This window comes from Nocardiopsis aegyptia (assembly GCF_013410755.1).
In the GTDB taxonomy this organism is placed as follows: Bacteria; Actinomycetota; Actinomycetes; order Streptosporangiales; family Streptosporangiaceae; genus Nocardiopsis; species Nocardiopsis aegyptia.
This window is the reverse complement of record NZ_JACCFS010000001.1, coordinates 317,708-339,049: the sequence shown is the minus strand read 5'-3', so window position 1 is coordinate 339,049 and position 21,342 is coordinate 317,708. Positions and strand designations below refer to the sequence as shown.

Below are 21,342 nucleotides of genomic sequence, written 5' to 3'. Positions count from 1 at the left end.
GGCGCGCCGACGGGGTTGGGGCCCCGGCACGGAGGCGCTACGATCATGATAATCATTCTCATCGGTCGTGAACCCTCAGGAAGGGACTCCCCATGCCCGCACACCACGACGACTACGCGCGCTCGGCCGAGTTCATCGACGTCATGATCGCCGGCTGGTGGGAGGCCTTCGGCGCCCACGTGGCCGAGGCGGTCGCGTCGATGAAGGGCGCCGAGGGGCCCGTCGTCGACGTCGGCGCGGGCGGCGGACCCGGCACACGAGTGCTTCTGGACACCCTCCCCGAGGCGGAGGTCATCGCGGTCGAGCCCTCGCCCGCCCTGCGCGCGGTCCTGCTCTCCCGCGCGGCCGACCCCTTCTGGGGCGGCGGCCGGGTGACCGTCCACGGCGAGGACCTGCTCTCCGCGCGCCTGCCCGAGCGCCTCGGCGGACTCCTGGCCATGAACGTCCTCGGCCACTTCACCCCGCACCAGCGCGCGAGGATCTGGACGATGCTCGCCGACCGTCTGGCACCGGGCTCGGCCGCGCTCGTCAACCTGCTCCCGCCCCACGAGCCGGCCACCATCGAACGCGTGGTCATGAGCGAGCTGACCGTGGGACGCCGCGACTACAAGGGCTGGAGCGCCGCCGTGCCCACCGGCCCCGAGAGCGTGCGCTGGAGCATGACCTACGAGGTGCACGAGGCCGGCGAGCCGGTCTGGTCCACCGACGTGGACTACGACTGGTGGTGCCTGACAGGCGAGGGCCTGCGTGCCGAGGCCGCCCGCCACGGCCTGGAGGCCGCCCCGACCGGCCCCGACGAGGCCGGCCTGTTCCTCCTGCGGCACGGCGCGGGCGCCGGGGCCTGATGGGACGCTACGACCACGCGGTCCTGCGCGCGCTGGGGCGCGACCCCCGGTTCCGGGGCGCGCAGGAGGTCCACGCCGTCATCGCCACACCCCGCACCCAGGAGCGCCCGCCGAGCCTGTCCACCATCTACCGCACGCTGCGCCGCCTGGCCGCCGAGGGCGTCCTGGACACCGTCCACTCCGCCGACGGCGAGCGCCTGTACCGCCTGTGCGGCAGCACCTCGCAGCACCACCACCTGCTGTGCCGCATCTGCGGCGAGGTGGAGGAGGTCCCCGAGATGGTGGAGCTCCCGCCCCTGGTGGAGCGGATCGGGGGCACCAGCGGGTTCGGTTCGCTCGACTACTCCTTCGAACTGTCCGGCGTGTGCCCGGAGTGCGCCCCCTGACACACGCCGCGGCCGGAACCGCGGGGGCGGACACGGTCCGTGTTCGGGGCGTACTAGGCTGTCGCCATGTTCTCGGCGCAGCGCCTTCCGCGTACGCGCCCGGCTCCGGCCTGGGCGCGTCTGCTGCTGTGCGCGGCGCTGCTGCTGGGCGTCGGAGCCATGCACACGCTCGGCCATGTCCAGGAGGGCGGCCACGACGGGGCCCACACGGTCGCGTCCGCCGCCCCGGCGGCGGACCACGCCGGGCCCGACCTGCCGGACACCGACCCCATGACGGTGTGCCTGGCGATCGCCGCCCTGGCCGTGGCGCTGCTCGGCGTCGCCCCGGCGGCGTTCTCCCCCTGGCCCGGAAGCAGGCCGCGCACGACGCGCGTGCTGCGCGGGCCGCCGCGGAGCGGGGCCTTTCTCCCGCCCGCGCCGTCACTGGCCCGGTTGCAGGTGTTGCGGGTCTAGAACCCGGAGGCGCCGGGGACGGCGCCCGTACCCCACACCTGACACCCCTGCCGCGCGCACGGCGCGCGGCGCAGTGACCACACACGAAAGACGTACGCCATGACCTTCCTTCAGCGCGCCCTGGTGCCCGCGGCCGCCGCGGCGGCCACCGCCCTGCTCCTGACCGCCTGCGGTTCGGCGGAGGACGCGACCGAACCCGCCGACGCCGCGTCCGAGGGGGCCGCGGCCGAGTTCAACGACGCCGACGTCGCCTTCGCCCAGGAGATGATCCCGCACCACGAACAGGCCGTCGAGATGGCCGACCTGGCCGAGTCGCGGGCCGGGGACGAGGTCGGCGACCTGGCCGAGGAGATCGCCGCGGCCCAGGGGCCCGAGATCGAGCAGATGACCGCGCTCCTGGAGTCCTGGGGCGAGGCCCCGATGGCGGACATGGAGGGCGGCGGCCACGGCGACATGCCCGGCATGATGTCGGACGAGGAGATGGCCGAGCTGGAGGAGGCCGAGGGCGAGGAGTTCGACACCCTCTTCCTGGAGATGATGGTCCTCCACCACGAGGGCGCCATCACCATGGCCGAGACCGAGATCGAGGAGGGCCTCGACCCCGAGGCCCGGGAGCTGGCCGAGGGCATCTTCGAGGTCCAGCACGCCGAGATCGAGCAGATGAACACGATGCTGGACCAGAGCGGCGGCAACTGATCTCATCCCGGGTGCCGGGCGAACCGTCCGGCACCCGGCCTTCGGGTCAAAGTTTCAGAAAGTATTGAAACTTCATCCCACCCGGTCTAGCGTGAGGACGACGACGCACGCCGGAACGAGGAGGGGCATGGCCCACGAGGAGTCGGAGGAGGAACGCCGGGCGTTCGCCCAGGAACTCGGCAGGTTCTTCGAGGACCGGGGCCTGCCCCGGATGGAGGGCCGCGTCCTGGGCTGGCTGGTCGTGTGCGTCCCCGACCACCAGTCGGCCGAGCAGCTCACCGAAGCCCTCGGTGCCAGCCGCGGCGCGATCAGCATGGCGATGCGCCTGCTCCAGCGCGCCGACGCGGTCGAGCGCGTCACCGTCCCCGGCTCGCGCCGCCACTACTACCGCCTGCGCCCCGGCCTCTGGCGCCAGGAGATCGACCGGCGCGTCGAGGAGGCCGCCACAGTGCGCGCCCTCACCGCCGACGGCCTGCGCCGGCTCTCCGGAACCTCCGCCGCCTCCGACGGCGACCTCGCGCGCCTGCGCGACATGCACGAGATGTACGCCTTCCTCGAAGGCGGCTACGCCCACCTGCGCGACACCTGGCGCGAGCGCGAGTCCCGGGAGCACCCCGGCCCCGCCTCGACGAACGAAGGGGAACAGGAATGGCCCAGACCAGGGCGTCGGGAGTGACCCCGGTGCCGTCCGTGGGCACCGAGCACGTCATCGACGTCTCGGACCTCACCTACACCTACCCCAAGGGCACCGAACCGGCGGTCCGGGAGATGAGCTTCTCCGTCGCCCAGGGGGAGGTCTTCGGATTCCTCGGCCCGAGCGGAGCCGGAAAGTCCACCACCCAGAAGATCCTCATCGGCCTGCTCTCGGGGGCCCGGGGCGACGTGCACGTCTGGGGCCGCGCGCCCCGCGACCGGGGCCAGGAGTACTACCAGCGCATCGGCGTCTCCTTCGAGCTGCCCAACCACTACCAGAAGCTCACCGCGCTGGAGAACCTGGAGTTCTTCGCCTCCCTGTACTCGGTGCCCACCGAGGACCCGATGGCCCTGCTGCGCCGGGTCGGGCTGGACGAGGCCGCGCACACCCGCGTCGGCCGCTTCTCCAAGGGCATGCAGTCCCGGCTCACCTTCGTGCGCGCCCTGCTGAACCGCCCCGAGCTGGTCTTCCTCGACGAGCCCACCACCGGCCTGGACCCGCGCAACGCCCGAGTGGTCAAGGACATGATCGCCGAACTGCGCGACCAGGGCCGCACGGTCTTCATGACCACGCACAGTATGGAGACCGCCGAGGAGCTGTGCGACCGCGTGGCCTTCGTCGTGGACGGACGCATCGCCGCCCTGGACTCCCCGGCCGAACTCAAACTCGCCCGCAGCCGGCGCCGCGTCCGAGTGGCCTACCGCGGTGGCGACGGCTCCCTGGAGAGCGCGGATTTCCCCATGGACGGCATGGCCGACGACCCCGACCTGCTCACCGTCCTGCGCGAACGGCGGGTGGAGTCGATCCACAGCCAGGAGGCCGACCTCAACGACGTGTTCGTCGAAGTGACCGGTCGGAGCCTGTCATGACCGGGCACGCGGACTTCCCGGCGACACCTCCCGCTCCGACCATGGCCGGATTCGGCAGCGCCCTGCGCCTGGAACTGCGCCTGCAGTGGCGCTACGGCTTCCTCTACGCCGCCGCCTTCTCCGCCGCGCTCTGGCTTGTCGTGCTGTTCCCGATCCCGGACGCCTACCGGGACGTGGTCGCCCCGCTGGTGCTCTTCGGCGACCTGACCATCGTGGCGTTCTTCTTCATCGCGGGTGCCCTCTTCTTCGAGAAGAACGAGCGCACCCTCTTCGCCGTGGTCGTCTCGCCCCTGCGGTTCGGCATCTACCTGTCCGCCAAACTCCTCACGCTGACGCTGCTGAGCGTGGTGCTCAGCTTCGCCATCGTCCTGCCGGTCCACGGGTTCGGCTTCTCCGTCCTCCCCATGCTGACGGGCGTGCTGGTCACGGCGGTGCTCCTGCTGCTACTGAGTTTCGTCACGGCCGTGCCCTACTCCTCCATCACCGACTGGCTGATGCCGTCCACTTTCTGGCTGGGGCTGGTGAACGTGCCGCTGCTGCACTACGCGGGGCTGTGGGAGCACCCCGTGGTGTACCTGATTCCCACCCAGGGCTCGCTCATCCTGCTGGGCTCGGCCTTCGGCCGGCTCGATCCCGCACCGTGGGAGTACGCCTACGCGGTCGGCTACCAACTGGTGTGGATCGGCGCCCTGGCGCTGCTGGCCCGCCGACTGTTCGACCGCTACGTCGTCGCGGGGGAGGGCACATGAGCACCGTCAACGCGCTGCGGGCCTTCGGGCGCAACGACCTGGCCGGGATCCGCCGCGATTCCATGCTCCGGGTGCTGGTGTTCGCGCCGTTGGTCTACGCGGGCATCGTGCGGTTCGCGCTGCCACCGCTCACAGCCGTCCTGGACGAGCGCTACGGGTTCGACCTGGTGCCCTACCACCCGCTCATCCTGTCCCAGTTCCTGATGCTGGGACCCGCCGCCATCCTCGGCGCTCTGGCCGGACTGATGCTGCTGGACGAGAAGGACACCGGCACCCTGCACGCCCTGCGCGTCACGCCGGTGCCGCTGTCGACATTCGCCGCCTACCGGATCGCCACCCTCATCCTGGTGTGCACGCTGTTCGTGGTCCTGTCCTTGGCGCTGAGCGGCTACGTTCCGGCCGCGCAACTGCCCGGTGCCGCCCTGGCCGGGCTGTGCTCGGGCCTGACGGCCGCCCTCGTGGCGGTGCTCATGGCCCTGGTGGCCGACAACAAGGTCGAAGGGCTGGCCGTGGTCCGCGCGGTCGGGATGATCGTCTTCGGCCTGCCCGTCCTGCCCTGGTTCGTCCCGGGCGGGTGGGAACTCCTGTTCGGCGTACTGCCCTCGTACTGGCCAGCGAAGATCTTCTGGGTGGTGGCCGGGGGCGGCACGCTGTGGCCGTGGCTGCTCGCCGGACTCGCTGTCAACGGCCTGGCCCTGGCCCTGCTGATGCGCGCCTTCTCCCGGCGCAACACCTGATCCGCCGACCGAGGGGGCTCCGGCCGGTCCCCTCGCGACCGGGAGGAACCGACCTCACACGTCGTCGAGGTCGAGCTCGAACCACACCACCTTGCCCGGGGTCTTGCCGGAGGCGCCCCATCTGTGGGCCAGCCGGCTCACCAGCTGCAGACCGCGGCCGCCCTCGTCGGTGTCGGCGGACCGGCGCAGCACCGGGCGGTGCTGGTCCTCGTCGGAGACCTCGAACAACAGGGCGTCGGTACGCAGCATCCGCACCCCGATCGGGCCCTGGGCGTAGCGGACCGCGTTGGTGACCAGCTCCGTGGCCAGCAGTTCGGCGACGTCGGTGTGCTCCTCCAGGTCCCACGAGGCGAGCGTGGCGCGGATCAGCCTCCGCACGCGCGAGGGCGTGGTCGGACGCGGTTCCATCAGCCAGTGGGCGACATGGTGCGAGGGCACGCCGCGCAGCCGGGCCAGCAGCAGAGCGACGTCGTCCTCCTGGTCGTCCGTGCGCAGGTCGGTGAGGATCGTGTCGCCCAGCTCCTCCAGCGGCAGCGGCCGCTCGGCGGCCGCGCACAGCGCCGCCATGCCCTTCTCGATGTTGCGCCCGCGCGCCTCGACCAGGCCGTCGGTGCACAGCAGCAGCACGTCGCCGTCGTGCACGCGTACGTCGGCCGACTCGAAGGCGACCCCGCCCACGCCGATCGGCGCCCCCGTGGGCAGATTGACCGGCTCGGCCCCGCGCCCCTGCCGGACCAGCACGGGCGGGACGTGCCCGGCGTTGGCCATCGTGCACAGCCGCGCCACCGGGTCGTAGACGCAGTACAGGCACGTGGCCAGGTAGTCCTCGCCCAGGCGCAGGGCCAGGTCGTCCAGGTGGCGCAGGACCTGTTCCGGCGGCAGGTCCAGGGCGGCCAGGGTCTGCACGGCCGTGCGGAACTGGCCCATGGCCGCCGCCGAGTGCAGGCCGTGGCCCATCACGTCGCCGACGACGAACACCACCCGGCTGCCCGAGAGCGGGATGGCGTCGAACCAGTCCCCGCCGACCTGCGCGATGTGGCTGCTGCTGCGGTAGCGGTGCGTGATGTCGGCGCAGGAGAGCCGCGGCGGCAGGGCGGGCAGCATCGCGCGCTGGAGGGCGTCGGTGGCGTCGGCCTCGGAGCGGTACATGTGGGCGTTGTCCAGCGCCAACCCCGTCTGGATCGCCAACTGCTCGGCCATGAGCGTGTCGACCTCGTCGAAGATCGGGCGGTCGGGGTCGCGCAGCAGGACGACGGCGCCCAGCACCCGGCCGCGCACGGTCAGCGGCAGGGCGAGCAGCGACCGGTCGATGATCAGGGGCGTGAGGTCGCCGGTGGTGTGGGTCCGGTCGAGCATGGCGGCGATCTCGTCGTCGATGCGGGGCACGACGACGGGGGAGGCCTCCGCCATCGCCCGGTGGACCGGGTTGGACGGTGGCATGACGTGGACCTGGTCCTCCGGCACGACCGTGCGCCACAGCTCGGCCTGGTAGTCGCTGTGCACGACCGCGACCCGGCGCAGCGGCGCGGTCAGCGATCCCACGGCGTCGGGCAGCTCCACGTCCAGGTGCGGTCCGGGCAGCAGGGCGTCGAGCAGGTGCACCGTCGCGGCGTCGGCCAGGTGCGGAACCACGGATCCGACCAGCTCACGGACGATCCTGCGCATGTCCATGCTGGCCCCGATGCGCGTGGCGGCCCCGTTGAGGAACCGCACACGCTCCAACACGGCGGTGCGCTCACGGACGGACTCGCGTGCCGCGTCGAAGAGCTCCGAGGTCTTGGGATCCATCGCTCCGGCTTTCTGCGCTCGACGGGAATTCCGGCGGCTTGACAATCCTTTTCCGCCCGCTATGGGCGATTTTTGGCTGGGTTTCGGGCACACCGATGTCCCGAATGGTCGGTGGCGTCGTGGGTCCGGTTGTCAGTCGGTCCTGCGACAGGTGAAGAACAGTTGGATCTCGGGATCGGCCTGTGCGCTGGAGGGGGCGTAGGACACCGTCTCCTCCTCCTCGATGGCGAATCCCGCCTCGGTGAGGAGCCCGCGCAGGTCCTCACGGAAGTAACCGGTCACCCGCACGTGGTGGCCGAGGAAGGGAATGGGGAGGTCGTCGACGTCGGCCTCCACCATGGAGAGGGTGAACCAGCCGCCGGGCACGATCATCGTCCGCAGCACCGAAAGGGCGTGCGGGACGAGCGCGCGGGGTAGGTGCAACAGGGCGAAATAGGACACCACGGCGTCGAAGGTGCCGAGCAGTTCGGGGCGCAGGCTGATCAGGTCCACATGGGCGAACTCCGCCTCCGGCACGTTGCGGCGGGCGATGTCGAGCATGACCGGGGAGATGTCCACGCCGGTGACCGACAGGCCCGCGTCGGTCAGCCGCCGCGCGGTGGGCACACCCGTGCCGCAGCCCACGTCGAGCACCCGGGCACCGGCCGGCAACCGGTCGATGAGTCCCAAAGTGCTCTTGACCTGCACGTCCTTATGGGGAAAGGCTTCGTCATAATGCTCGCCGATGCGGTCGTAGGCGGTGGCCTGCTCGCGTTCTCGCGCGGCCCAGCCATCGTCCGACGACATGACATCCGGCGCCATGGTGATCGCCTTTCCCCTCACGCGGCACGGTGGAACGCGCCGCCGACCTCGACCGAGCGGATTCCCGGCACAGAAGCCGAACTTACCGCTCCGATCGCGTTAAGTCACCACATGTTCGTGGACTCCATCTTCGCACATCGGCGATGATCTGCCCGTCTGCCCACAGGTGACGTTTAGGATTTCTCCGCTGACCGCAAACCCCGACGGCACGGACAGGACGCAATGGAATACAACGTGAGCCGCAGGACCCTTCTGGCGGGAGCGGGCGCGGGAGTGGCCGCCATCGGATTCGACCCCCTGACCCGGGCGTGGGCCGACGACGGTTCCCTCGCGGAGGGGGACCGCGCGCCCGGCCTCGACGGGGAGCTGGTGTTCGACGAGGAGTCCCGCGCCGCAGCCGCGGACGACTTCGGCCACGCCGTCTCGCGCTACCCCCGCGCCGTGCTGCGGCCCGGATCGGTGCGCGACGTCGAGCGGATGATCCGGTACTGCCGGGCGCGCCGCATCCCGGTCGCCGCGCGCGGCCAGGGGCACTCCACCCGCGGCCAGGCCCAGGTCGAGGAGGGCCTGGTCATCGAGACGGCCACGCTCGACGGCCTCCGGGTGCGCGACGACCGGGCCGAGGTCGGGGCCGGCGTGCGGTGGAGCCAGGTGCTCTCCGCCGCCCTGCCCTACGGGCTCACCCCGCCCGTGCTCACCGACTACCTGGAACTGTCGGTGGGCGGGACCCTGGCCGTGGGCGGGGTCGGCGGCACGACCCAGCACCACGGCCTCCAGGTGGACACCGTGGTGGAACTGGACGTGGTGACGGGTGAGGGGCGGCGGCTGCGCTGCTCGCCGCGGACCCGGGCCGACCTGTTCCACGCCGTCCTGGGCGGACTGGGACAGTGCGCGGTCATCGTCGGCGCCACCGTGCGCCTGGCTCCCGCCCCGGAGACCGTGCGCCAGTACCACCTGTACTACGAGACCGTCGAGGCGCTCACCGCCGACCAGCGTCTCGTGCTGGCCGACGGCCGGTTCGACTACCTGGAGGGCCAGGCCCAGTGGCCCGCCGGCGGCGGGTCCGGTTGGCGCTTCATGCTGGAGGGGGTCGCCTTCCACGAGGGCTCCGCGCCGCCGGACGACGACGCCCTGCTGGCGGGGCTGTCCGACACCCGCGCCGACGCCGAGATCGAGGACCTGCCCTACCTCGACTTCGCCGACCGGCTCGCCCCGTCCGTGGAGTTCCTGAAGTCGATCGGCGCCTGGTACGACCCCCACCCCTGGTGGAACGTCTTCGTGCCCTCCAGCGAGTTCGACGCCCTGGCCGCCTCGTCCCTGGCGGAGATGACCCAGGACGACGTCGGACCCACCGGGGTCGTCCTGATGTACCCGCTGCGCCGCGCGCCGCTGGGCACGACGCTGCCGCGGGTGCCCGACGAGCCGGTGGTCTTCCTGTACGCCCTGCTCAAGACGGCCACGCCCGCTCCCGGTGTGCCCGACAACGACGCCATGGTCGCGGCGAATCGGGCGCTGTACGAGCGGGTCCGCGACGTCGGCGGGTTCCAGTACCCGGTGGGCAGCATCCCGATGGACCACGCCGACTGGCGGGCGCACTTCGGGCCGGCGTGGGACGACTTCGCCGCCGCCAAGGCCGCCCACGACCCCGCGGGCATCCTCGCCCCCGGACAGGGGATCTTCTGACCCGCGGCCGCCCGTGGTCCCGTCCGGGACCACGGGCGGCACCACCGGCGCACCGGCCGCCGCGGACCCCCCGTCGCGCCCGACGAGGGTGGGCCCGCCTGGCGGACGCGGCCGTGGGACGATGACCGACGCCGAGGGCGGCCCGGGGCCGCCCGACGGGTCGGACAGGAGGACCGCCATGATCATCACGCCCTATACCGGGGACCGGCGCGCGGAGGCGCTCGACCTCGGCGTTCGCGCGTGGGCTCCCGTCTTCGCGCGGACACGGCCCGCCGTGCCCGGCTTCGTCTACCGGTCCTTCTATCCGGACGGATGGGAGGCCCGCCAGAGGAGCGACCTGTCCGCGATCCTCGACGGCGAACCGCAGAACGTGGACCTCGCCCTGGTGGACGACTCCCTCGCGGGATGGGTCTGCACCCGCCTGCACCCCGAGGACCGCATGGGCGAGGTCTGCGTTCTCGCGGTGGATCCCCGCCACCAGCGCCGCGGTGTCGGGACCGCACTCATGGAGCACTCGTTCGAGCGGGTCCGTGCCGCGGGGATGGCCATGGTCATGGTCGAGACGGGCGACGACCCCGGCCACGCTCCGGCCCGCGCGGCCTACGAGGCCCGCGGGTTCGAGCGCTGGCCGGTCGCGCGCTACTTCAAGGACCTGGACGGTCCCTGACCGCCTCGACAGCCCCGCCAGACAGCCCCGACCGATCCGACCGGTCGCACCGGCTCGACCGGCCGTCGTACGGCTCCGGGCCGATGGCCGAACCGCACGCCGGCGCCGCGCCGCGGCGCTACCGCCCGGCGGAGTAGGCGCACAGGTGGGTGTAGGCGAGGGAGAACAGCGGTGTGGGCACGCCCAGCTCGCGCCCGCGCGCGACCAGGTCGCCGATGATGTGGTCGGCCTCGACGGCGTTGCCCTGCGTCAGGTCCCAGTACATCGAGGTCGTGGTCGTGGCCGTGGTGTCGGAGGCCAGGGTCCGGGTGCGCTCCAGCATCGCCTCGCTGGGCGCGAACCCCGAGGCGGTGGCCACGGCCACGGCCTCGGCGACCATGCCCGCGGTGAACTCCCGCCCGCCCGGGACGGAGTTGATCCGGCCGACGGGGGCGCGCATCAGGCAGTTGCAGGCGCCCAGGCTGGCCAGGAACACCCACTTGTCCCACATGCGCCGGCGGATGTGCTCGCTCGCGCGCGCGGTGTAGCCGCCGCAGTCCAGCGCGGCGTGCACCTCGTCCGGCGGGAGGACGGGATGCTCGGACAGCGGGCCGTAGGCGAGTTCGGCCAGCGGACCGACCTGGACGATGCCGCCCTCCTCGTCCAGGCGGGTCTGGACCAGGCTCACACCGCCGTACACGCGGTCGGCGCCGAACCGCTCGACGAGGGTGTCCAGGTGGCGCATGCCGTTGAGGAAGGGCACCACCACCGTGCGCGGGCCCACCGCGGGAGCGAGGTCCTTGAGCGCCTCGTCCAGGCCGTAGGACTTCACGGCCACGATGACCAGGTCGTAGTCGGGAGCGAGCCGGTCCGCGGTGACGGGGGAGACGGGCACGGTCTCGGTGTCCCCGTCCTGTGTGGTCAGCCGCAGGCCCTGCCCGGCCAGCAGCCGGGCCCGCGGGGGACGGACGAGGAAGTCCACGTCCCGCCCCGCCTGCACCAGGCGGGCGCCGAAGTACCCGCCGACCGCGCCCGCACCCACGACAAGGATCCGCATGACCGTCCCACTCTCGTTCCGAACGACTCGACCAACGGAAAACGTATGACCATGGGACCTGGCGGGGCAAGGTGTGGATGACCGGTTCCGGTCGGACCACCGACGCGGCACGGCCCGCCGACCATGCTGCGTCCGTCAGTGGAGGAGAGGAGCCGGAGAGCGGTGGACGCCGTGTCCGAGCCGGAAGCGGCCGACGCGCCGGAACGCGCTGACCTGGGACGCGAGCGGTTGCTTCCTGGCGGCACGGGCATGAACCGGGTGTGGACCCACAGCCGATGCTCGCACGCGCCACGGCCGAGCTGCCGACGGGTCCGGGCCTGGTGTACGAGCCCAAGTGGGACGGATTCCGGACCCGCGCCGGCACCGCGCCGACCCGGATCATCTCGCGCTCGGACGAGGTGACCGACCGGCGCTGGCCGGAACTGGTGGCCGCGCTGGAGACCCTGCCGGGCGGCCTGCTCATGGACGGCGAGATCGTGTGCTGGCTGGAGGGCGGACTCAGCTTCGACGCCCTGCTGCGGCGCAACAACGCCGGTGCGCGTCGGGCCAGGGAACTGGCCCGCGCCGAGCCCGTCCACTTCGTCGCCTTCGACCTGCTGCGCGTGGACGGCCGGGACATCCGGAACCGGCCGCTGGCCTACCGGCGCCGGCGCCTGGAGCGGCTCTTCGCCGAGGGGCACGACCCGCACCTGGACCTGACCTGGCAGACCGACGACCCCGAGACCGCCCGGGAGTGGTACGAGGGGCTGAGCGCGGTCGGGATCGAGGGGATCGTCGCCAAGTCCGCCGACGGCGTCTACGAGTCCGGCCGCCGGGGGTGGCGCAAGTACAAGCACACGGTGACCACGGAGGCGGTCGTCGTGGGGGCCGTGGGCTCGGTGGAGCGGCCCGAGGCACTGGTCCTCGGCCGACGCGACCCCGACACCGGGGAGCTGCGGGTGGTCGGCCGCACGCGCGACCTCACCCCGGCGCAGCGGGCGGAGACGGCTCCGCTGCTGACGCCGTCGGGCGAGTGGGTGGCGTCCGCGCCCTCCCGGTGGCGCGGCGGCGAGACACCGCCGCACGCGGGCGTGGTCCCCGAGACCGTGGTCGAGATCGTGCCCGACACCGGGACGGCCTCGGGGAAGTGGCGGCACGTGGTGCGGTTCGTGCGGCCCCGGCCGGACCTTGGGGTGGCGGAGGTCCCCGAGGGGCTCGACGTCGAGCGCCGGACCCCCTCAGGCTGAGATCCGCTCCCGCACGGCCGACTCCAGGTCCTCCCGGGACATCTTCGACCGCCCCGGCACGTCCAGCTCCTGGGCCCGGCGCAGCAGCTCCTTCTTGGTCATGCCCTCCAGGTCCGCCGCGGGGGGTTCGGTCTTCTTCTTCCGGCGCGACCCCTTGGCGGCCCCGCCCTTGGCCGTACCGCCCTTGGCCGACTCCTCGGACCGGCGCGGTTCGGGCGCCCGGGCGCGTCCGCCCTTGCGCTCCTTGAGCGTCTTGCGCAGGGCGTCGGTGAGTTCGACGACCGTGCCCTCCTGGGCGGGGCGCTCCTCGGCGTAGCGCACCTTGCGGCCGGCGCTCTTGGCCTCGATCAGCTCCTGGAGACGCTTCTGGTAGACGTCCTCGTGCTGGTCGGGGTCCCAGTCCTCGGCCATCGCCTCCACCAGCTGCTCGGCCAGACCGAGGTCGCGCTCGGAGACCTCGGCCTCGGCGACGGGCGGCATCACGTCCGAGGGGGCTCGGATCTCGTCCGGCCAGAACAGGGTGTTGGCGGTCAGCACCCCCTGTTGGGGGCCGACCAGCACCAGGTGTTCGCGGTCGCGCATGACCATGGTCGCCAGGGCGACCCGGCCGGTGCGCTCCAGGGCCGCGCACAGCAGCCGGTAGGGCTTGGCCGCGGACTGGTCCTGCGGGGACAGGAAGTAGGCGTTGGAGTACCAGACCGGTTCCACGGAGTCGGCCGGGACGAACCCCGTGATCTCCATCGTCCGGGACTTGCCGGGGGCGAGGCCCGCGAGGTCGTCGGGCTCCAGGATCACGTACTCGTCGCTGTCGACCTTGGCGCCCTTGACGATGTCGCGGGAACCGACGTCCTTGCCGGTCTCCTCGTCGACCTTCCGGTAGCGGACCCGGTGGTCCGTGCCCCGGACGAACTGGTGCATCGTCGGTCCGTGCCGCTCCCGCGCGCTGTACAGACTGACCCCGAGCGACAGCAGCCCCACCGAGAGGGTGCCGCGCCACACCGTACTGACCATGCCGACCACCTCTCCTCCATGATGTCCGCAACCAGGCAAAACGTGTGGATCATCAGGTAAAGGACGACGTCGGCCCGCCCGCGCACATCGCGGCCGGACCGGGAAAACGTTGCTCTGACCTGCACTTCTGGCCGATTGTGGCCGTTGGCTGGCCGCTCACCCGGGGTGCGTGCTCGAATGGATGTGCGAGCACGGGCGGATACGCCGGTCGCACGGCGGTCCGTCCCGGTGGAAGGGAGGCGACCTGGCATCGAACCACACGGTTCCACCGGGAGCGATCCCGGAGGGAACGAACAGTGACACGGCGCCGCGTCCCGATCCGGGGCGCGGCGCTCGTGCGCGCGGGGGGACGCGCCGACCCGCGGCCGGGTGACGCGTCGTGCCACGGCGCCCCGCTCAGAGCCGGGCGCGGCGGTGGCGGGCGAGCAGCCCGGGCGCGAGCAGCGCACCCAGGCCAGCGCGCCGCAGGCGGGCGAGCAGGTCCGGTTCGGACGTGTGCAGGTCGGTCGCCGCCTCCCGCACGGACCACTCGTTCTCCTCCAGTGTCCGCAGCAGGTGGCCCCGCCGCACCTGCGCGGGGGAGAGCCGGAAGGTCTGGAGCAGCGCGGTCCGCCCCGCCGGGTCGGTGACGATCTCGCCGACGTGGTTCTCGCCCTGCCGGGAGAACGACGGGAAGAACCGGCGGACCGTGAAGCCCTGCCACTCCTGGACGCTCCTGAACTCGCGGTCACCGGTCAGCGCGCCGCTCAGCAGGCCGGCGTGGACCCGCGACGTCGAGGCGCGGCTCGCCGCCACCGCGCGGCGCAGGTCGTTTACCCCGTGCACGGAGTCCGGATCGATCGGGTCGTAGTGCACCGGCGCGTCCGGGTACATCAGGCCGTACGTGTACAGCGTCTCGGCGAACAGGTCCAGCAGCAGGCCGTGGTGCAGGGCCCGGTAGTCCTCCGGATGGGGATACACGTGCACGGAGGCCAGAGTGTCCGCGACGTAGACCGCCACCCCGCACTGGTCGCGGTGGATCTCGAACACCCGCAGCGCTTCGGCCAGGCCGCCGACGTCCCCGCCGGGCACGAACGCCGCCGACCCCGGTCCGGAACCCTGGCGGACGGTCGACCGGTCCCACGCGGTCCAGGTGAACGTGGGTTCGCCGAACCGCAGGCACAGGTAGCCCTCCACGGCCTGGTGCAGCGGTGGGAAGCCCGCCCGGCCCGGCCGACCTCGCCCGGGCCGCCGGAGGCCCACGGCCTCGCGGCGGGGACCGTCGCCGTCCGGCTCGGCCGGCACCAGCTGTGTGCCGTACGCCGAACCGCCGTCCCCGGCCCACGGGGCCGTGTACGAGTGCGGAACGTAGGTGACGGCCCGGGACCCGTGCGGCCGTGCGGTGACGGAGCGGCCCTCCCCGTCCACGTAGCCGTGCAGGCGCAGCCCCGGCACCGGCGCGTCGCGCAGCAGGGGCACCAGCCGCACGCCGCCCCAACGGGCGTCGGGGCCGGCCGTGAGGCCGTCCAGGTCCAGGTCGGGCCGCGGGAGACCGCTCACGTCCGGGCCTCCAGATAGGCGGTGGCGGTGGCCTCCATGTGAGCGCGCAGCTCGGACAGCCCCAGACGGCCCTCGCCGAAGCGGGCCAGCTCCACCAGGGAGGGGAGGGCGTCGGGGTCGCGGAGCCCGATGGTCGGCACGGCGGGTGAGAGCGGGCGCAGGCTCAGGCCGTCGGCGTCGAACACCGGGTTCAGGTGCACCACCGTCGTGGCCCGGTCCGGGTCCAGACGCCGGCGCCACACCGTGAGCGCGTCGGCGAGCAGCGGCGGGTGGTCGTCATGGCCGTCGGAGACGATGACGACCCGGTCCGGGCGCGACTCCACGGCATCGAGCACCGCCTCGGCCAGACGCGTCGGGCCGAGCGGGCGCACGGTGAGGGCGTCCGCGTGCCCGGACAGCCACCGCGTGGTGGCCCGCGGCGAGAGCGCGTGCAGCAGGTGGTGGCAGGCCAGCGCCGCCGCCAGCGGGTGGTTGCGGCGCTCCGGCGAACCCCACGAGGAGTAGCTGTCGTCCAGCACCGCCACCGTGGTCGGCCACGTGCCCGCCAGCGGCCCGGCCGCGCGCCGCGCCGCCCGCGTCAGGGCCTCCTGGAGTTCGGTGCGGCGCTCCTCGCGCTCGGCCACCGGCAGCCCCAGCACGTGCACGCACAGGCGCAGCAGGGGCATCGAGCCCAGGTCCACCCGCGGATCGACGCCCGCCCTCCGGGTGGCGGACTCCAGCCGCAGCCGCTCGGCGTGCGTGGTGCGCGCGCGGATGCGCTCCAGGAACCGCTCGCGCGGCACCCCGTGATGGGCGGCGAAGCCCTCGGCGACCGTGAACGGGAGGTCGTAGACGCCCTGGACGGAGTAGTGGGCGCGGCCGTGCGCGCGCAGCAGGGGGGAGTCGTAGCGGATTCGCCGCCGCCGGGAGGTGCGGGAGAACAGGAACCGGTCCACGTCCGGCGGCAGCGGCAGCCGTGCGTGGCGCGCGGCCGCGTGCAACCCGGAGCGGTACTTGAGCGCGTCCAGCTCCAGGCGGGGACGGGCGTTCAGCCAATCCCGCATCGTGGCGCGGGTGCGGCGGTTGTTCACGCGGTCGCCGGCCAGCCGCCGGAAGAGGCGGTACACGCGCTGCGGCGGCATCAGCGCCAGCCGCCGGCGGATGAGGCCGTTCTCGCGGGCACGCTCGTCGGCGGGGGCACCGGGCCGGGGGTGGCTGAGCAGTGTGTGCACGACGCGGGCGGCGTGGTGGTCGTTGATGTGCAGGGCCAGCGTCATCGCGTACAGGTCGGGGAGCGTCTGGTGGACGTAGTCGTGCAGGAACTCCATGGACAGGCGCTGCTCGTCGGCGCCCGAGTGGAATTCGCGCCGCCCGGTGGCGGCGGTCGCGGCTCCGGCGAAGAGGAGCAGGTCCTCGCACGCGAGCAGGTCGGCGTAGGTGTCGGTCATCGGGGGTGCTCCTGCCGGGGTCCGGGGGCGGGCCGGGGATCGTCGGCGCGAACAGCGTGAATGATGCTTTCAGAGGCAGTTCCCGGAAGTCGCGGTCAAGTCCCACGGCCCGCCCTGGGTCGAAGGTAGCAAAGCGCACGCCCCCACCCCACCCGTTTTCGCCGGCCGCCGCCACGGGCTCCGGCGCAGGTACTGGAGTGCTCTCCAAGGGATCGGGAGGATCGTTGGGAAGCCGTACATGGGCAGGGCGTCGCGCCCCGGCCACACTGGCGAGGAGGTGGCCGGCGTGTGACCGGCGGGTGTCCGGTCCCCGCGCCGCCCGCGTCGGCGCGTCCCCGCCGACCCTCCAGACAGGAGCCCCCCATGTTCAGCTTCACCAGCGGCGACGGCCTGACGGTCCACGTGCACGCGTGGGTCCCGGACGGCCCCCTGCGCGGTCTCGTCCAGATCTCCCACGGCATGGGCGAGCACGCCCTGCGCTACGCACCGCTCGCGGCGGACCTCAACGCGCGCGGGTACGCCGTGTACGCCAACGACCATCGGGGCCACGGCGCGACCATGCACGCGGGCCCCGGTGTCCTGGGTGAGGACGGCTGGAACCTGCTGGTCGCCGACGTCGCCGCGCTCTCGCGCCTGCTGCGCGAGCGCCACCCCGGCCTGCCCCTGGTCCTCCTCGGCCACAGCCTGGGCTCGTTCGCCGCCCAGCAGTACCTCCTCGACCACCCCGGCCTGGCCGACGGCGTGGCGCTGAGCGGCACCACCGCCGTCGACCTGCTCCTGGTGGACCTGGCCCGGCAGGGCACCGACCCGCTGACCGCCCTGAACGCCCCCTTCCAGCCGGCGCGGACCCCGGCGGACTGGCTCAGCCGCGACGAGGCCCAGGTGGACGCCTACCTGGCCGACCCGCTCTGCGGCTTCGCCCTGGACGCCGAGGGCATGGACGGGCTCACCGCGGCCGCGATGGGCCGGCTGGCCAACCCCTTCGGCGTTCCCCGGGACACCCCCGTCTACGTGCTCGTCGGCGACCGCGATCCCCTCAACCAGGGGCTGGCGTTCAGTGACCAGCTCGTCGAGCGCTACCGCGAGGCCGGTGTCGCCGACCTGGTCTACCGCGTCTACAACGGCGCGCGCCACGAGCTGTTCAACGAGACCGGCCGCGACCGCGACCTCGTCGTCGCCGACCTGCTGGACTGGATCCACCAGGTCACCGTGCGGCACCTCGACCCGTACGGCGCCCGGTAGGCCGGTTCGACCCGTACGGCGGCCAGTAGGCCGGTCCGCTTCGTGCCGACCTGACCGGAGCCCCAGGTCATCCCCGTAGAGTGACCCGGAACACCCGGAGTCGGTGGCGACGGCGCCCGGGCGGCGGCGAGCGGCGGGGCGGACGTGATGGAACCAGATCTGCGGCGGGTCGTCGAGGTGCTCGAACCGTCCATGGAACGGATCACCCTCGACGCGGTCGACCACATCTGGGACCAGGTCCCCGCCTACCGCGCCAGCGCCGATCCGCGCCTGCGCGCGGAGCTCGCGCACCATGTCGGTCAGGTGTTCCACGCGCTCGTCACCAGCGTCAAGGAGGACCGCTTCGTCCGGCCCTCCGACTTTCCCTCCACGGCGGAGCACGCGCGCAGCAGGGTCCGGCAGGGCGTGTCGCTGTCGGACTTCCTCCAGGCCTTCCGGATCGGCCAGCTCACCCTGTGGGAGGGCGTCAGCGCGGCCACGCGCGACGACCCTCGCGCGCGGGAGGCGGCGATGTCACTGGTCGGACGGGTCATGCACCTGATCGAGGTGGGCAGCTCCGTGGCGGCCGAGGCCTACCTCGACGCCCAGCAGCACGAGGTGGCCGAACTCGACCGGCTGCGCCGCGACGTGTTCGAGGACCTCCTCGCCGGCCACGAGATCCCTCCCGGCCCCAAACGCTCACTGCTGTCCTCGGCGGGACTGGACCCGGCCGTGGGCCTGGTCGTGGCTACCGCGCTGCCGGTCGCCCCGCTGCCCGACCAGCACACCCTGCCGGATGTCGCCGCCGCCCTGCGCGGCGCCTTCGCTCAGCGCACCCCCGGGCTCACCGTCGTCCGCCAGCAGGAGGTGACCACCCTGGCCCCGGCCGACGCCCGTTCCGCCGGGGCGGTCGTCGAACGGCTGCGCCGCGCACTGGACGAGCTCGGGCACGCCGGTGTCCACCTGGCCGTCGGCCTGAGCGCCGTCCACGCGGACGTGGCCGCCGTGCCGGAGGCCTACACCGAGGCGTGCACGGCCAGGGACGGCCTGGGCGGTGCGGCGGGGCTCGTGCCGCTGCCCCTGATGTCGACCTTCGACTACCTCGTGCTCCGCGACGACGCCACGGCCCGGCGGCTCGTCCGCCCGGAGCTGCGCAGGTTCGTCGAGGAGGACCTGTCCCGCGGCGGGGCCCTGGTGGAGACGGTGCTCGCCTACGCCGCCCACGATCTGCGGGCCAGGGCCATGGCCGAGGCGATGCACCTGCACGTCAACACGGCCTACTACCGGCTCGACCGGATCGCGGAGCGGACCGGCTGTGACCTGCGCGCCTTCGCCGACCTGCTGGAACTGGTGATCGCCATCCGGCTGCTGAGCGGCGGCCACCGGGTCGCGGGGGCCTTCGGCGGCGGGGGAGGGGACGCGGCCACCGGGGCAGGGTGAGCGCGGAGTCCGGAACGCCGTCGGCCCCGGTCCGTGGGGGGTGGACCGGGGCCGACGGCGGCGCGATTTCAGCTCACTGCGCCGGTTCCTCGGCCGGCGCGGGGTCGTACTGCTCGCCGGTCACCGGGTTGGTGGCCATGCCGGTGGCCGGGTCGTAGTCGACGTCCATGCCCAGCTGCGGGTCGTGGTAGAGCCCGGTGTCGGGGTTGCGGGGCAGACCCACCTCCGGGTCGATCTCCCAGCCGGTCGCCGGGTCGATCTCGGGCGCGGCGTCGGCGGACGGCTCCTCGCTGGGCTCGGCGGACGGCTTCTCCTCGGCCGCGGCCCCGTCCTCGTCCCGCGCCTCATCCTCGTTCTCGGCGTTCTCCTCCGCGATGACCACGTCGTCGCGCGCGACCTGCGACTCGGCGCCGCCCTCGGGGTCGAGGACACCGAAGCTGACCAGCGTCAGGACGAGAATGCCCAGGGCCACGCGGTAGTAGACGAACGGCATGAAGCTGTGCGTGGAGATGAACTTCATCAACCAGGCGATGACGATGAACCCGACCACGCCGGCGATGATCGTGCCCACGATGGTGGCGCCCCATCCGGCGTACTCGTTGGGGCCGACGTCGGTGAGCTTGTACAGACCCGCTCCGAACACCGCGGGCAGGGCCAACAGGAAGGCGTACTCGGCCGCGTCCTTGCGCTTGAAGCCGAGCAGCATGCCGCCGGTGAGCGTACCGCCCGAGCGCGAGACGCCCGGGATCAGCGCCAGCGACTGGAAGAGGCCGAAGACGATGCCGCGGGAGGCCGTGAGGTCCTCCATCCCGCGGTGCTTGCGCGAGTACTGGTCCACGAGGCCCAGGATCACGCCGAAGATGATCAGGTTCAGGGCGATCAGGCGCAGGTCGCGAAAGACACTGTCGATCTGCTCCTCCAGGAGCAGGCCCAGGATCACGATGGGCAGGGAGCCGATGATGACGTACCAGCCCATGCGCGCGTTGATGTCACCGCGCAGCTCCCGCTTGAACAGCGAGAGCGTCCAGGTGGAGACGATCTTCATGATCCGCTGCCGGAAGTAGATCATCACGGCGAGTTCGGTGCCGAGCTGGCTGACGGCCGTGAAGGCCGCGCCCGGGTCCGGCCAACCGAAGAACGCGGAGATCACCCGTAGGTGGCCGCTGGAGGAGATGGGGAGGAACTCGGTCAGCCCCTGGACCAAGCCGAGGATGACTGCTTCGATGAGGGACACGGAGGGTTCTGCTCCTGGCTGTGTTCTGCTCCGGTCGGGGGAGCCGGTGTCGGCTCGGGCGTGCCGGACGTGCTCGTACGGATTAGGGGGTCCCCGGCAGCTTAGTCAACTTCTCGGCCGCGAACGACCGAGCTTGCGGTCGGGGCCCGGCCGGCTTGCCCGGGTGGCCTCCGCGTCCGGACGATGACGTGCGACACCATCAGGGACGGATGACTGCCGCCCCGCGTCCCACGTGTCCTGGCCCCTGCGGGCCAGGACACGGGAAGCATTGCGGTCGGCGTGCGCAACGACGCCGCACGACCGGCAGGTGAACGCAGCCTGGGAGATCCGGTTGTGCCGGTGGGTGTAGGCGCATTCGGCGCACTCGCGGGAGGAGTACGCCGGGTTGACGAATACCACTGGCACGCCGGCCCGCTTGGCCTTGTAGGCGATGAAGTCTCCGAGCCGGCGGAACGACCAACTGTGCAGCGCGGCCCGTTGGGGCTTTCTCTGCCGTACCCTCCGCCGGATGCCTGTGAGGTCTTCCAGGGCGATCCCGCGCGAGGTGCGTTCGGCCTCGGCCACTATGCGTTTGGAGATGACGTGGTTGGCGTCCCGTGAGCGGCGGGACTCCTTGCGGCGCTGCCTCTTCAGCAGCCGCTTGGCACTCTTGGTGCCCTTCTTGTGCAACTTGGCCCGCAGACGTCGTTGTCGTTCGCGGTATCGGTTGAGCTTGCGGCCGGCCATGATGTGGCCGTCGGAGGTGGTGGCGATGTTCACGATGCCGAGGTCGACCCCGACGAACCCATCGGTCTCGCACTCCGCGGCGTCGGGCACGGTGACGGTGACTCCCGGAACTGG

Annotated in this window: 20 protein-coding genes and 1 pseudogene; 13 read left to right on the top strand and 8 right to left on the bottom strand. The window is 72.5% G+C overall.

Annotation, left to right across the window (positions count from 1 at the left end; all coding sequences use genetic code 11):
• Positions 1 to 92 precede the first annotated feature (92 nt).
• The 8 genes from HNR10_RS01555 to HNR10_RS01520 all read left to right on the top strand — a co-directional run bounded on the left by HNR10_RS01555 (position 93) and on the right by HNR10_RS01520 (position 5,429).
• A complete protein-coding gene (locus HNR10_RS01555) occupies positions 93 to 845 on the top strand; it encodes a class I SAM-dependent methyltransferase (RefSeq protein WP_179820250.1) in 753 nt (250 codons plus the stop codon).
• The gene (locus HNR10_RS01550) at positions 845 to 1,231 is read left to right on the top strand and encodes a Fur family transcriptional regulator (protein ID WP_179820249.1); all 387 of its coding nucleotides are present in this window, start codon (positions 845 to 847) and stop codon (positions 1,229 to 1,231) included. The genes HNR10_RS01555 and HNR10_RS01550 overlap by 1 nt, the downstream gene beginning before the upstream one ends.
• A 66-nt stretch (positions 1,232 to 1,297) precedes the next feature.
• Positions 1,298 to 1,684, top strand: coding sequence for a hypothetical protein (locus HNR10_RS01545; protein WP_179820247.1), 387 nt, complete (start codon positions 1,298 to 1,300; stop codon positions 1,682 to 1,684).
• A 99-nt stretch (positions 1,685 to 1,783) separates the two neighbouring features.
• The gene (locus tag HNR10_RS01540) at positions 1,784 to 2,380 is read left to right on the top strand and encodes a DUF305 domain-containing protein (protein WP_179820245.1); all 597 of its coding nucleotides are present in this window, start codon (positions 1,784 to 1,786) and stop codon (positions 2,378 to 2,380) included.
• A gap of 127 nt (positions 2,381 to 2,507) precedes the next feature.
• Positions 2,508 to 3,056, top strand: a complete 549-nt coding sequence (locus HNR10_RS01535; protein ID WP_179820244.1) for a GbsR/MarR family transcriptional regulator — start codon at positions 2,508 to 2,510, stop codon at positions 3,054 to 3,056.
• Positions 3,029 to 3,943 (top strand): ABC transporter ATP-binding protein, encoded by a 915-nt coding sequence (locus HNR10_RS01530; RefSeq protein ID WP_179820242.1) that lies wholly within the window; start codon positions 3,029 to 3,031, stop codon positions 3,941 to 3,943. Before HNR10_RS01535 ends, HNR10_RS01530 begins: the two co-directional genes overlap by 28 nt.
• Positions 3,940 to 4,692 (top strand): fluoroquinolone export ABC transporter permease subunit, encoded by a 753-nt coding sequence (locus HNR10_RS01525; RefSeq protein ID WP_246405998.1) that lies wholly within the window; start codon positions 3,940 to 3,942, stop codon positions 4,690 to 4,692. The genes HNR10_RS01530 and HNR10_RS01525 overlap by 4 nt, the downstream gene beginning before the upstream one ends.
• On the top strand, positions 4,689 to 5,429 hold the full coding sequence (locus HNR10_RS01520) for an ABC transporter permease (RefSeq protein WP_179820241.1): 741 nt from the start codon (positions 4,689 to 4,691) through the stop codon (positions 5,427 to 5,429). The genes HNR10_RS01525 and HNR10_RS01520 overlap by 4 nt, the downstream gene beginning before the upstream one ends.
• Before the next feature lie 54 nt (positions 5,430 to 5,483).
• Here HNR10_RS01520 and HNR10_RS01515 read toward each other — a convergent pair whose 3' ends face one another.
• Both HNR10_RS01515 and HNR10_RS01510 read right to left on the bottom strand, forming a co-directional pair.
• Entirely contained in the window at positions 5,484 to 7,217 is a 1,734-nt protein-coding gene (locus tag HNR10_RS01515) for an ATP-binding SpoIIE family protein phosphatase (protein ID WP_179820239.1), read from the bottom strand.
• A 132-nt stretch (positions 7,218 to 7,349) separates the two neighbouring features.
• Positions 7,350 to 8,003 (bottom strand): class I SAM-dependent DNA methyltransferase, encoded by a 654-nt coding sequence (locus HNR10_RS01510; RefSeq protein WP_179820237.1) that lies wholly within the window; start codon positions 8,001 to 8,003, stop codon positions 7,350 to 7,352.
• A gap of 249 nt (positions 8,004 to 8,252) precedes the next feature.
• On the opposite strand from HNR10_RS01510, the gene HNR10_RS01505 reads away from it, so the two are divergent.
• Together HNR10_RS01505 and HNR10_RS01500 are read left to right on the top strand one after the other, a co-directional pair.
• Complete coding sequence (locus HNR10_RS01505) at positions 8,253 to 9,701, top strand: FAD-binding protein (RefSeq protein WP_312889039.1); 1,449 nt, start codon at positions 8,253 to 8,255, stop codon at positions 9,699 to 9,701.
• Between the two features lie 178 nt (positions 9,702 to 9,879).
• Positions 9,880 to 10,368: a GNAT family N-acetyltransferase gene (locus HNR10_RS01500; protein WP_179820234.1), complete on the top strand. Its 489-nt coding sequence runs from the start codon at positions 9,880 to 9,882 to the stop codon at positions 10,366 to 10,368.
• A 118-nt stretch (positions 10,369 to 10,486) separates the two neighbouring features.
• On the opposite strand, the gene HNR10_RS01495 is transcribed toward HNR10_RS01500, so the two are convergent.
• Positions 10,487 to 11,404 (bottom strand): ketopantoate reductase family protein, encoded by a 918-nt coding sequence (locus HNR10_RS01495; RefSeq protein WP_179820232.1) that lies wholly within the window; start codon positions 11,402 to 11,404, stop codon positions 10,487 to 10,489.
• Positions 11,405 to 11,664: 260 nt separating this feature from the next.
• On the opposite strand from HNR10_RS01495, the gene HNR10_RS01490 reads away from it, so the two are divergent.
• Positions 11,665 to 12,630 carry an ATP-dependent DNA ligase gene (locus tag HNR10_RS01490; protein ID WP_312889038.1) on the top strand — a complete coding sequence of 322 codons (966 nt, stop codon included), beginning with the start codon at positions 11,665 to 11,667 and terminating at the stop codon, positions 12,628 to 12,630.
• On the opposite strand, the gene ku is transcribed toward HNR10_RS01490, so the two are convergent.
• The 3 genes from ku to HNR10_RS01475 form a co-directional block, all read right to left on the bottom strand.
• Complete coding sequence (gene ku / locus HNR10_RS01485; RefSeq protein ID WP_179820230.1) at positions 12,622 to 13,641, bottom strand: non-homologous end joining protein Ku; 1,020 nt, start codon at positions 13,639 to 13,641, stop codon at positions 12,622 to 12,624. The genes HNR10_RS01490 and ku overlap by 9 nt on opposite strands.
• Before the next feature lie 396 nt (positions 13,642 to 14,037).
• The gene (locus tag HNR10_RS01480) at positions 14,038 to 15,180 is read right to left on the bottom strand and encodes an ARPP-2 domain-containing protein (protein WP_179820229.1); all 1,143 of its coding nucleotides are present in this window, start codon (positions 15,178 to 15,180) and stop codon (positions 14,038 to 14,040) included.
• Positions 15,177 to 16,607: a hypothetical protein gene (locus HNR10_RS01475; RefSeq protein ID WP_179820227.1), complete on the bottom strand. Its 1,431-nt coding sequence runs from the start codon at positions 16,605 to 16,607 to the stop codon at positions 15,177 to 15,179. The genes HNR10_RS01480 and HNR10_RS01475 overlap by 4 nt, the downstream gene beginning before the upstream one ends.
• Positions 16,608 to 16,970: 363 nt before the next feature.
• Between HNR10_RS01475 and HNR10_RS01470 the strand changes: the two genes are divergently transcribed.
• On the top strand, positions 16,971 to 17,849 hold the full coding sequence (locus HNR10_RS01470; protein ID WP_179820225.1) for an alpha/beta fold hydrolase: 879 nt from the start codon (positions 16,971 to 16,973) through the stop codon (positions 17,847 to 17,849).
• Positions 17,850 to 17,996: 147 nt separating this feature from the next.
• A complete protein-coding gene (locus HNR10_RS01465) occupies positions 17,997 to 19,268 on the top strand; it encodes a PucR family transcriptional regulator (protein ID WP_179820224.1) in 1,272 nt (423 codons plus the stop codon).
• Between the two features lie 73 nt (positions 19,269 to 19,341).
• Here HNR10_RS01465 and HNR10_RS01460 read toward each other — a convergent pair whose 3' ends face one another.
• Both HNR10_RS01460 and HNR10_RS01455 read right to left on the bottom strand, forming a co-directional pair.
• Positions 19,342 to 20,502 (bottom strand): undecaprenyl-diphosphate phosphatase, encoded by a 1,161-nt coding sequence (locus HNR10_RS01460; protein WP_179820222.1) that lies wholly within the window; start codon positions 20,500 to 20,502, stop codon positions 19,342 to 19,344.
• Between the two features lie 201 nt (positions 20,503 to 20,703).
• Positions 20,704 to 21,330 (bottom strand): annotated as a pseudogene (locus tag HNR10_RS01455) (RNA-guided endonuclease InsQ/TnpB family protein); the annotation flags it as partial.
• Positions 21,331 to 21,342: the final 12 nt, after the last annotated feature.